The following is an 11,918-nucleotide window of genomic DNA, read 5'->3' on the forward strand; positions in this document are numbered from 1 at the left end:
TAAAGCCCCAGTCTCTAAAGCTCAGAACCGGGGGCTTTTTGTTTTTTATAATTAATGGAAATAAAATGGTAATTTCGCCCCTCGGTTTAAATGCTATATCAATTAATTATAGGAACAGTCACAATAAGTGTATTACACGCGCTTATTCCAAGTCATTGGTTACCTATTCTGGCATTTGAGAAAAAATTCAATTGGACGAAAGAACAAACTTTAAGAATAACTGTCATCTCCGCTTTAGCGCATGCTTTAAGTACAGTTTTATTGGGTATTGCCATTGGCTTGCTTAGTTTGAAGGTGAGTGCTATCTATGAGGAGATCATGGAATATGTAATGGCAGTTGTTTTGGTAGTTCTGGGAATTATTTTCATCGTACGCCATCATCATCATAACCACTTTCATTTACATAATGAGGGCGAATTACAAACTTTAAGTTCAAGAAAAATAATTACGGTTTTGGTGACAAGCATGTTTTTATCGCCATGCTTAGAAATTGAAGGCTACTTTATTTTAGCAGGTTCGGCGGGACTTAAATATATCTTCTTAACCAGTGTGCTTTATATTGGAATATCCGTATTAGGTATTGTAATCTGGATTTCATTTGCGCAAAAAATTCTTAAGAAAATAAATGCGCATAAAATTGAACATAATGCGGGGTTAATTTCCGGGATTGTATTAATCATCACCGGTATTATTAGTGTTTTCATCAAATAAAAAAGGTAGCCTAAGCTACCTTTATAATCCATCGGAATTTATCTTCCACTCGACCTTTTCTGATATCTCTTAAAGCCTGATCAATTTTAGGTGAGAATTTTCTCTTTTCAATCGGCGGCAATTCATAATCTTTTCCTTCAAAACCAATCGTAACAATGTGAGCTATGGTAGCAGCGGTACCTACACCAAATGCTTCCTGTAATTTACCGTTTTTGTGCGCGTCAAAAATTTCTTTAATAGATACTTTACGCTCTTCTACCATCATTCCCCAATCGCGGGCTAGTTGAATAACGCTATCACGAGTTACACCGGCTAAAATTGTATCACTTGTTGCCGGAGTAATTAAGATATTATCAATAACAAACATAAGGTTCATGGTACCGGATTCCTCAACGTAAGAGTGTGTCTTCGCATCGGTCCAAATTACTTGCTGGTATCCTTTTTGCTGAGCTAATTTTGTTGGGAATAAGCTTCGGCCATAATTACCTGCGCATTTAGTAAAACCAACACCACCTTCAACCGCACGGAAATAATTCGTTTCAACCATTACTTTAATTGGTTCAGAATAATATTTTCCGGCAGGACAAGTAATGATAATGAACTTATATGTATCACTTGCTTTAACACCAATTGCTTCATCTGTAGCAATCATAAACGGACGGATATATAAACTCCCGGTTTCAGAATCTGGAACCCAGGCTTTATCTAATTTCAAAAGTTCGTTTAATCCACCCATGAAAATTTCTTCAGGTACTTCCGGCATTGCCATACGAACGGCAGAAATATTTAAACGCTTAAAATTATCTAAAGGACGAAACAAATTGATTTCTCCGCTAGATGTTTTGTACGCTTTCATACCTTCAAAAATAGCTTGTCCGTAATGAAGTGCCGACAAAGCTAAACTCATTGGTACATCTTGATATGGCATGATAGCACCTTGATGCCATTTACCATCTTTATATTCTGCCACAAACATGTGGTCTGAAAAAACTTTACCGAAAGGAACATTATTCACATCATATTCCCCTACTCTGCTCTTCGCAATTTTCTGGATTTTGATTGGTTCAGTACTGGTCATAACTCAATAATTAGTTCCTTCCAAGTAACTACAATTATATTAAAAAAGCAAATTTTTAATGGATTTATATAATTTGTTATATTTTGAAAACCAACAAAGTAACATCATCAGTTTGTTCAACTCCATTACTCCAGTTTGTAAACTCATTAGTTACTAACTCAAATTGCTTATTTAATGGAAACGACAAAGTGGATTCAATTAGTTTCTTAAGCCTTAAAATTGAAAACTTCTTTCCTTTATCTCCTCCAAATTGATCAATTAAACCATCTGTGAAAAGATAAAAGACAGTGCCTTCAAAAGATTCAATAAAATGCGTAGTGAAACTAGCTTTTTTATCCGATTTTCCAACAGGTTGCCTATCAGCCTTTAATTCCATTAAACTATTATTAACTACAAAAAGCAATTTATTATTAGCGCCCGACCACATCACCTTTTTCTCGGTTTTGTTTAAAACAATAAGTGAAATATCCATTCCGTCATAGAACGAATCGCTTGATTTATTGAAATGCTTTTCTATTCGATCTCTAACAAAATCCAGGATTAATCCGGGTTGGGTTAAACTATTCTCAAATATGGCACTTTGCATTGCATTATAACAAGCAATAGTTAGCATAGCCCCCGGTACCCCGTGACCTGTACAATCTGCAGCTGCTATAAAAAGACAATCTTGATATTCCTCTACAAAATAAAAATCTCCGCTAACAATATCCTTTGGCTTAAATAAAAGAAAGGACTCGCCAATCAATTTATTGATTTCATAATTAGATGGTAGTATGGCCGATTGAAGTCTCTTTGCATAATTTATGCTATCAATTACTTCCTTGTTCCGAAGATCTACAATTAACTTTTGTTCCTCTATAATCTGCTTTTGTTTTTTGGTGAGTTGAAAGCGTTTGAAAATAAGTATTAACGCTAATAGAATAACAAGAACAAGAGTTACGAGAAGATAGGTTTCCTTTTTTTTCTCTTCTATCTTTATGTCCTTTATACTTAAATCATGTGCCGTTTTTAAACTATCCTCATAGTGAATTCTAACAAATTCTTCTTGTTGCTCTTTATTCTGCAAATTATTCAACACCTCTTCTGCCTTTACTGAATCTAAAGCCGCGTAATACTTCTTAATATAAATGTTTTCATTTTTATAATCTTTCAAGTTGGCGTAAGTTTTTGATAAAATATTGTATACGCTTACTAACTCAAAGCTCATTGCCTCAATATCGCAATAGGATAAAGCCGTTAATGCATATTTTAAAGCTTTTTGAGGTTGCTCTTGTTCTAAATACACAGTCGCTATTTCACTATTTACAAAAGCCAGATCTGCTTTATCATCTCCTTTCTCATAAATCGCCTTAACTATAAAATATAATTTTAGGGCGCTATCGTGTTCTTGTTTATTTGACTGTAAACTGGCAAGATTACTTAAAACATTTGCTATTTTAACAGTATCTTTTAATTTGACGTTTAAGTTTAAGGATTGCTGAAAATAATGCGCACCTTCTTCAGGTAACTTCATTAAATTATACATTATACCAAAATTATTGTACACTTGGGAAACTCGTACACTATCTGCTTTATCTTTAAGTCCTTTCTTTAAAATACTACTCAACGACTTCTTATAATACAGTAATGCCTTTGGATAATCTCCTAAATAATAGAAAGTATTGCCATAATTTAAATAGACCAAATGCAATACAATCTGTGAATTTTCTTTATCGTTTATGATTGAAATATTTGATTGAATTGCATTAATGGCAGCATCAAAACATTCAACAGCACTATTGTATTTACCAATGTTATTATACAATAAACCAAGTAAATTATTCGTATAAGAAAATAATAAGTAATCACTTGTATTAGAAAGCGATTGACTTAATTTACTTAAATAAAGATATCTGATTTTTACATTTCCATTGAGCTTTAAACTATCATTAATATTTCGAACATACTCCTTCCTTATTTCAAATGAATTGGAAGTCGGTAAATTAGAAATAAGGGTATTAATAGCATGCTGTTCTTGCGTGAATAAATTAAAGCATAAAAAACTAAGTAATAAAACCAGATTAATTCTCTTGTAAATAATTGTTTTCATACTAAATTTTTATTGCTACCATGGTGATATCATCCGTTTGTTCGTGTGAACCTTGCCATTCTGCCAGCTCAGATTTGAAATAATTACTCTGTTCATTCAATGGTCTTGATTTTACATCTTCAATTAGTTGTCTTACTTTGGCAATGGTAAGCTTCTTTTGATTTGGTCCGCCAAACTGATCAGTTAAACCATCAGTAAACAAATAAAACACAGTTTCCTTTTGATATGGTATAGTATGACTTGTGAAAGGAGTCGAGTTTTCAGAAACACCTACAGGTTTACGATCAGGCTTTAATTCATTCAAAAATTTATCCTGCACATATATTAAACGATTATTCGCCCCGGTCCATTGTATTTGCTTATTGGCTAAATCTATCTTAAGTAAAGATATGTCCATTCCGTCTTTAATTTGATTATCCGATTTATTAAAATTGGAGATTACAATGTCTTTTACGGCATCTAAAATAGAACCCGTGTTATTAAGATTTAATTCAAAAATAGCTTTCTGAAGTGCATTATAACACGCAATGGATAGCATGGCTCCGGGAACACCATGACCCGTACAATCTGCAGCAGCGATAAAAACATCTTGTCCCTTCTTTTCAAAAAAATAAAAATCGCCGCTCACAATATCCTTTGGTTTAAACAAAATAAAACATTCACTAAAAACTTCTTTGAATACAGTTTCAGAAGGTAAAATAGCGCCTTGCAATCGGCTTGCATAATTTATGCTATCCGTAATTTCCTTGTTTTTTAATTCTACAATTTCTTTCTGTTCTTCAATAATTTTCTTTTGTTTAGAAGTTACTTTAAATCTTGAATAAATCAATCCAAGCACTAAAAAAGTCAGAACCAACGCAAGGATTAAGAAATACGATTGATTCTTTTTCTGAGATATTTTTAAATCTTTCAATCTTATTTCTTCCTGATTTTTTAAACTATCGGCCAAATGTATTTTATCAAAATCATTTTTTAATTCCAGACGGGAAATGTTATCCGACTCACTCCGTTTATCTAAAGTATCTTTTACAACGTTTAATAACTTAATGTATTTCAATTCGTTTTTTACATCTCCGGTTTTGGCGTACAGATTTGATAAATTTGTATAGGTAACTCGATTATCGGCGGTAAATTCACTTTTATTCAAAAACGACTCAGCCAGTTTTGCCATTTCTAATGCTTTCGCGTTATTATTGGTTCTTTGATAAAAATCGCAAAGATTATTATAAGCGTCAACCATATCTGATTGGTTTCCGTGCCTTAATTTGAGATCTTTTGCTTTTGTAAAATAGTAAAAGGCACTATCCACTTTATTCTGCTCCATATAAACACTCGCGTAATTATTGTATATATAAGCAATGCTGATTGTATCTTTTTGTTTATGCCATAAATTCAGAGCCAAATCGAAATAAATTTTCCCATATAAATAATCTTTTTTGGAAGCATAAATAATCCCAAGATTATTGTAAAGATTCGCAAGTTTACCTTCCGTTTCAGGCTTTATATCCTTAATCTTTTTATAATCCTCAATAGCTTTTTTATAATAATCTAAGGCTTTCTCCAAATTACCCATGTAATAATATGTATTACCGATATTGGCACGAGCCGAATTAACGCCTGAATAAGAATTTTCGGCTTCAAAAAGTTTAATGGCATTTTGAAATGCCTCCAAAGCCCGATAATAATTACCGGTTTCTAAATAAAGGTTTCCGTAAGATATATCAATAACAGCGATGAGCCGCGGTGAATTAATTTCAACTGCCTTAATTCGTAAATTTTCAAGATAGTTAAATTGTAGCTTGAGGTTTCCCTTACGGAATAAACTATCATTTATTTCAATGTGTCGATCTTGCTGTTGTTCAAAAACCGATTTTGAAATTACATTTTCACTTAATTTACTTACTTCCTCTTGAGCTCTAATACTCAGAGAAATAAGAGATAACACGAATGATAAATACCAAAATTTCCCTATCGATTTCCAATATAACACAGTACTAATTTAACCATTTTTCTTAATTATCAACATTGCAAATTCAAGGCTGTTTATTTATTAAATTTAGGCTATGGAAGAGAATTATATTATCCGACAGGCCACCTTTAACCCTAAGGTTAAAACATACATATTTATCGTAGTTATGTTTTATCTTATTGTTAGTTTCATTGGTCTGGTTGTTTTGCCTTTTTGGATTTTCGGATTAGGTCAGTGGTTAAGCAATAAATTCTTTAACACCTTGAAATGTGAATTAGGTAATAAGCATTTAAAATTTTCAAAAGGATTTATCTTACACATCGAAAAAACTATTCCATTAGAAAACATTCAGGATCTCTCCTTCATTGGCGGCCCTATCCTTCGCTCATTTGGCTTAACCATGATAAAAGTGGAAACAGCGGGTGGTGGCGGTGCGCATCAATCCAACATGATGAGCATGATTGGTATTGAAAATGCAGAAGAATTTAAAAATCTTATTTTATCACAACGTGAAAAAGTGATTAAAGAGAAAACTAGCGGCAACACAACTACAGTTAACACTTCATCGGCTTCTTCAGATTCTATTTTAATAGATATAAAGAATGAATTGACTCAGATCAAGCAAATTCTTGCCTCAAAAAACTTATAATTCAACATTCATAATTACACACCATGTTCTTAATATTTGATACAGAAACAACAGGCTTACCAAAAAACTATAATGCGCCATTAAGCGATTCTGATAATTGGCCGCGAATGGTTCAAATAGCTTGGCAATTGCACGACGACAAAGGGAATTTATTAAATCACGCTTCTATTATCATAAAGCCTGAAGGGTATACCATTCCGTTCAATGCGGAGCAGGTACACGGAATATCTACCGCACGCGCTAATGCGGAAGGTCAGGATTTAAAAACAGTTCTTGAACAATTTATTGAGATTGTTAACCAATGTAAATATCTATGCGGACACAACATTGAATTTGATATCAATATTATTGGTGCCGAATTCTTACGTAAAGGCTTACCTAATGTTTTTGAAGGTAAACCTAGCATTGATACAAAAAACGATGAAACTACTGAGTTCTGCGCCATTCCGGGTGGTAAAGGCGGGAAATTTAAATGGCCTACACTAACAGAATTATATTCCAAACTATTTAACGATAGTTTTGCAGAAGCGCATAATGCGGCATTCGACGTACAGGCTACAGCGAAAGCATTCTTCGAAATCATCAAACGTGGTATCATTAAAATCAAAGACGTTACTGATGCTTCCTCTGTTAATTATGTTTCTCCTGATTTATCGGATTTACTTGCCAATGAATTAAAATTAAAAGAGCAAAAAACAAAGACTGAAGAAAAAGTAAATCAGAATGATTCTTCCGCTGCTGATTTAAAGAATATTTCCTTTACCCATCTTCACAACCACTCTCAGTTCTCGGTATTGCAAAGTACAAGTGATGTGGCGGATTTGGTAAAAAAGGCGGCAGAATATAATATGCCTGCCATTGCACTTACTGATCATGGAAATATGTATGGTGCTTTTACTTTCTGGCAATCGGTAGATAAGCAAAACAAAGGCATAAAAGCACACAATGAAGCCATTGATAAAGGTGAAAAGCAAGGCGAAAAGAAGAAGGAAATTAAATGCATTATTGGTTGCGAATTATATGTAACCAAAAACCATACTGATAAATCGAAACAAGATAACGGTTTCGCTATACCATTTCTGGCAAAAAACAAACTCGGTTACGAGAATCTTTCTAAGTTAAGTTCTATCGGATTTGTTCATGGATTTTATTACGTACCGCGTATTGATAAAGATGTTCTGGTTCAACATAAAGAAGGTTTGATAGTAACAACCGGCGGACTTATGGGTGAGGTACCTTCTCTCATTTTGAACGTAGGTGAATCCCAAGCAGAAGAAGCGTTTTTATGGTATAAAGAACAATTTGGTGACGATTTTTATGTCGAGTTAAACCGCCATAATTTACCCGATGAGAACCATGTTAACGACGTTTTATTACAGTTTGCAAAAAAACATAACGTAAAGTGCATTGCGGCTAATAACAATTATTACATTGATAAAAAAGGTTCCGAAGCGCATGATATTTTGTTGTGTGTAAAGGATGGTGAATTAAAAGAAACACCTGTTGGTCGCGGTAGAGGTTTCCGTTTTGGAATGCCGAATAATGAATTCTATTTTAAATCACCTAAGGAAATGGCTGACTTATTCAGTGATTTACCGGAAGCTCTCACAAATACACAGGAAGTCGTTGACAAAATAGAATCCTTTAAATTAGGTCGTGATGTACTCCTTCCTAAATTTCCATTACCGAAGGAATTTGAAGATCCGCGTGATTTAGACCCGAATGATGAGGGAAAAGGAAAACGTGGTGAAAATGCCTATTTAAAACACTTAACCTATGAAGGTGCTAAAAAACGATATCCGGATTTAACACCGGAGATTAAAGACCGTTTGGATTTCGAATTAAGTGTAATGGAACGTATGGGTTTTCCCGGTTACTTCTTAATCGTTTCTGATTTTACCACCAAAGCCCGCGAAATGGGTGTTTCTGTTGGTCCTGGTCGTGGTAGTGCCGCCGGCTCTGCAGTAGCTTATTGTTTAGGAATTACCAATGTCGATCCTATTAAATACGATCTCCTCTTTGAGCGTTTCTTAAATCCTGACCGTATTAGCATGCCCGATATAGATATTGATTTTGATGACGAGGGCCGCGATAAAGTGATTGATTATGTAATCGATAAATACGGATTTAATCAAGTTGCACAGATTATTACTTATGGAACAATGGGAGGAAAATCCGCCATCCGTGATACAGCGCGTGTTTTAAATTTACCATTGCCTGACGCCGATAAATTGGCAAAATCATTTCCGGATAGTCTGGAAGCAGAATTGAAAGCTTTATTAAAGCCGGGAGGAATTGATGAAAAATACTTAGAGAAAGTAAAAGATCGTCGTGAGGTTGTAGAACAGTCGATTAACTTCCGTAAACTATCTGAGGAGAATACACCGGAGGCGAAAGTATTACAGCAAGCTTATGAATTAGAAGGCTCTTTACGAAATACCGGTATACACGCTTGCGGGGTAATCATTACACCGGATGAATTAACAAAATATGTTCCGGTAACGAAAGCTAAAGACAGCGATATGCTGGTAACGCAATTCGATAACTCGGTAGCTGAATCAGCAGGTTTATTGAAAATGGACTTCCTTGGATTGAGAACCTTAACCATCATTAAAGATGCGCTGGCTCTCATCAAAAAAGGGAAAGGAATAGATATCGATATCGACGCAATTCCTCTGGATGATTTAAAAACATTAGAATTATTTCAACGCGGTGAAACCAACGGTATTTTTCAGTTTGAAAGTGCCGGTATGCAAAAATATTTAAAGGACTTAAAGCCCGACAGTATTAACGACTTGATTGCGATGAACGCCTTGTATCGTCCGGGTCCATTAGCTTATATTCCAAACTATGTTAATCGTAAACATGGTAGAGAGCCTATCACGTATGATTTAGAGGGAATGGATGAATTTCTGAAAGAGACATACGGAATCACGGTATATCAGGAGCAGGTTATGCGATTGAGTCAGAAATTGGCCAATTTTACCAAAGGTGATGCGGATACACTTCGTAAAGCCATGGGTAAAAAGCAGAAGGATGTTCTTGATAAAATGAAGAGCAAGTATTTGGATGGATGTAAAGCTAACGGTCATGATACCACGGTTGCAGAAAAAGTGTGGAAAGACTGGGAAGCATTTGCGAGTTATGCTTTTAATAAATCTCACTCTACTTGCTATGCTTATTTAGCCTTTCAAACAGCCTATTTAAAAGCCCACTACCCGTCTGAATTCATGGCATCTGTGTTAAATCATTCCGGAGCCATTGAAAAGATTACCTTCTTTATGGAAGAATGTAAACGAATGGGCATAAAAGTTTTGGGTCCCGATGTAAATGAAGGTTTTGGTAAGTTTAGTGTGAATCCAAATGGGGATGTTCGTTTTGGAATGGCCAGTATCAAAGGTGTTGGCGAAAATGTAATTAATACTTTAGTGACGGAACGCGAAGCCAATGGTAAATTTACCTCTGTATTTGATTTAGCCAAACGACTCGACAGCAAAGCCATCAATAAAAAATCGATTGAAGGTTTAGCGCTGGCAGGAGCTATGGATAGTTTTGAAGGCGTACACAGAGCTATGTTCTTCGTACCTGAAGGAGGAGACGGCACTACCCTCACCGACCGTATGATTAAATACGGTAATCAAATGAACAACGGCACTGATACATCACAAGCCAGTTTATTTGGAGGCGAAGATGAAATTGAAATTACAGAACCTCAATTGCCGAAAGTAGAACCGTGGAATTCATTAGAACAATTGGCACGTGAAAAGGAAGTGGTAGGATTTTTTATTTCCGGACATCCGCTCGATCCTTACAAATTAGAGATAGAACATTTATGTAAAGCGAATTGCGCTCAGTTGAAAGCAGGATTAGAACCTTTCAAAAATAAAGAAGTAACCATTGCAGGAATTGTTGTTAATACAGAAACCCGTACATCAAAAACCGGTAATCAGTTTGGTAAAATTGTAATAGAAGATTACCACGGCGCTTTTGATATTATGTTATTTGGAAAAGACTTTGTTGAGTATTCTAAATTCATGGTGCCTCAATTATTTATTTTTGTTAAAGCACGTGTTCAGGAACGTTACAATCAACCCGGAAGTTTAGAGCTGAAAGTTCAGAAAATAGAATTACTGGATGAAATCAAACAAAAAGCCTTTAGCCATCTTAAATTAAAAATTGACGTTAATAATTTAACCGACGAATTAATCAGCAGTCTTGAAAATTTATTCCGACAATTTGAAGGAAAATCGAATGTTGAATTTTATGTGGAAGACCCTAATGAAAACATTAGCATTAAGCTTCATTCTAAAGGATATAAAGTAGCTATTAGCAACGATTTAATGTTTGAACTGGAACGAATGGGCAATGTGGCTTGCGAATTAAATTAACTTTTTTACTTAAAAACAATTTATTATATTTGATTAAACACAAAACATCTATGAAATCAAAGATTAGTCTATTTCTGGCATTAGCATTAACAGCTTTTGCTATGGTTGAATGTAAAAAGAAAACAGAAGAACCGGAACCGGAGCCGGAACCAACTCCAACTGCAGGAATTAGTACCTTAGCCGATTTATTCGCAACCAATGGTTCTCCATTTGTGAATTTTACGGTAAGCGCCACCGCTCCTAGCACCATCACCTCTAATGATGTTACGATTGAGTTTCCTGCCAATGCATTTCAAACAAGCACCAGCGGCACCGTTACCGGTAATGTTGTTATTAGTGTAAAAACTATCCTTACAAAGGATCAAATAATTTTAACCGGCGCTCAAGCTAATTCTACAAATTCACGTTTAGTAACAACTAAAGGGTGTGTAAAATTAACCGCTTCACAAAACAGTCAGTCGTTACGTTTAAGTCCGGCTAGCGGTACAGTTTTTGTAAGTTTACCTGATGGACCAGTAACTCCACAAACAACAAAGAAATATTACGTTAGTAAATTATCTGTTACTGATTCTACAAAAGTGTGGGCTATGGAAGCAGATACAAACAATGTTCAAGCGGTTTGGAGCCCAACTCTAGGCAAATATGTTCACCGTGCTGGATTAGATTCACTTAAATGGTTAAACGTTGGTAAACAATGGGACACAACCGGTTTAAAAGTACCGATGGTAGCCACTGTTAATTCTAGTATGTTTAACAAGAATAATTGCGCTGTTTATGTATCATTTAATGGAAGCTTAACAATTGGTGCGATGTATGAAATCAGTCCGGGCGTTTACCGTATTTCTAATATGCCAAATGGTAAAGGAGTTCATATCGTAGGTGTATCTGTGATCGACGGACAGTACTACTCTGCTATTATGTCAACCGCTGTAAGTTCGGGTACATTTGGATTAAACATGCAGCCAATATCTTTTACTCAATTAGCAACTGACTTAAAGAATTTGCCATAAAATATTTCATTTCAAGTTAAAAGG

7 protein-coding genes are annotated in these 11,918 nt (G+C 34.9%); 4 read left to right on the plus strand and 3 right to left on the minus strand.

The annotated features are described in order from the left end of the window. Nucleotides 1–90: 90 nt before the first annotated feature. Complete coding sequence (locus J0L69_08460) at nucleotides 91–711, plus strand: hypothetical protein (protein MBN8693215.1); 621 nt, start codon at nucleotides 91–93, stop codon at nucleotides 709–711. A 10-nt stretch (nucleotides 712–721) separates the two neighbouring features. On the opposite strand, the gene J0L69_08465 is transcribed toward J0L69_08460, so the two are convergent. From J0L69_08465 to J0L69_08475, 3 genes are all read right to left on the minus strand, one after another. After that, nucleotides 722–1,789, minus strand: a complete 1,068-nt coding sequence (locus J0L69_08465) for a branched-chain amino acid aminotransferase (protein MBN8693216.1) — start codon at nucleotides 1,787–1,789, stop codon at nucleotides 722–724. A gap of 76 nt (nucleotides 1,790–1,865) precedes the next feature. Beyond that, on the minus strand, nucleotides 1,866–3,878 hold the full coding sequence (locus J0L69_08470; GenBank protein ID MBN8693217.1) for a SpoIIE family protein phosphatase: 2,013 nt from the start codon (nucleotides 3,876–3,878) through the stop codon (nucleotides 1,866–1,868). A 1-nt stretch (nucleotide 3,879) separates the two neighbouring features. Further along, nucleotides 3,880–5,868 carry a tetratricopeptide repeat protein gene (locus J0L69_08475; protein ID MBN8693218.1) on the minus strand — a complete coding sequence of 663 codons (1,989 nt, stop codon included), beginning with the start codon at nucleotides 5,866–5,868 and terminating at the stop codon, nucleotides 3,880–3,882. 73 nt (nucleotides 5,869–5,941) lie between these two features. Between J0L69_08475 and J0L69_08480 the strand changes: the two genes are divergently transcribed. From J0L69_08480 to J0L69_08490, 3 genes are read left to right on the plus strand one after another with little or no spacing between them, the layout of a single operon-like run. Continuing rightward, nucleotides 5,942–6,496 (plus strand): PH domain-containing protein, encoded by a 555-nt coding sequence (locus tag J0L69_08480; protein ID MBN8693219.1) that lies wholly within the window; start codon nucleotides 5,942–5,944, stop codon nucleotides 6,494–6,496. Nucleotides 6,497–6,519: 23 nt separating this feature from the next. After that, nucleotides 6,520–10,884, plus strand: coding sequence for a DNA polymerase III subunit alpha (dnaE, locus tag J0L69_08485; protein MBN8693220.1), 4,365 nt, complete (start codon nucleotides 6,520–6,522; stop codon nucleotides 10,882–10,884). A gap of 50 nt (nucleotides 10,885–10,934) precedes the next feature. Then, nucleotides 10,935–11,894 (plus strand): hypothetical protein, encoded by a 960-nt coding sequence (locus J0L69_08490; protein ID MBN8693221.1) that lies wholly within the window; start codon nucleotides 10,935–10,937, stop codon nucleotides 11,892–11,894. Nucleotides 11,895–11,918 lie beyond the last annotated feature (24 nt).

It is taken from the genome of Bacteroidota bacterium, assembly GCA_017303905.1.
Taxonomy (GTDB): Bacteria; Bacteroidota; Bacteroidia; order B-17B0; family Aurantibacillaceae; genus JAHEYG01.

Excerpts from the sequence above, each read along its gene's own strand:
- J0L69_08470 (MBN8693217.1), bottom strand. The coding sequence starts at position 3,878 with ATGAAAACAATTATTTACAAGAGAATTAATCTGGTTTTATTACTTAGT.
- J0L69_08480 (MBN8693219.1), top strand. The coding sequence starts at position 5,942 with ATGGAAGAGAATTATATTATCCGACAGGCCACCTTTAACCCTAAGGTT.
- dnaE (MBN8693220.1), top strand. The coding sequence starts at position 6,520 with ATGTTCTTAATATTTGATACAGAAACAACAGGCTTACCAAAAAACTAT.
- J0L69_08490 (MBN8693221.1), top strand. The coding sequence starts at position 10,935 with ATGAAATCAAAGATTAGTCTATTTCTGGCATTAGCATTAACAGCTTTT.
- J0L69_08465 (MBN8693216.1), bottom strand. The coding sequence starts at position 1,789 with ATGACCAGTACTGAACCAATCAAAATCCAGAAAATTGCGAAGAGCAGA.
- J0L69_08460 (MBN8693215.1), top strand. The coding sequence starts at position 91 with ATGCTATATCAATTAATTATAGGAACAGTCACAATAAGTGTATTACAC.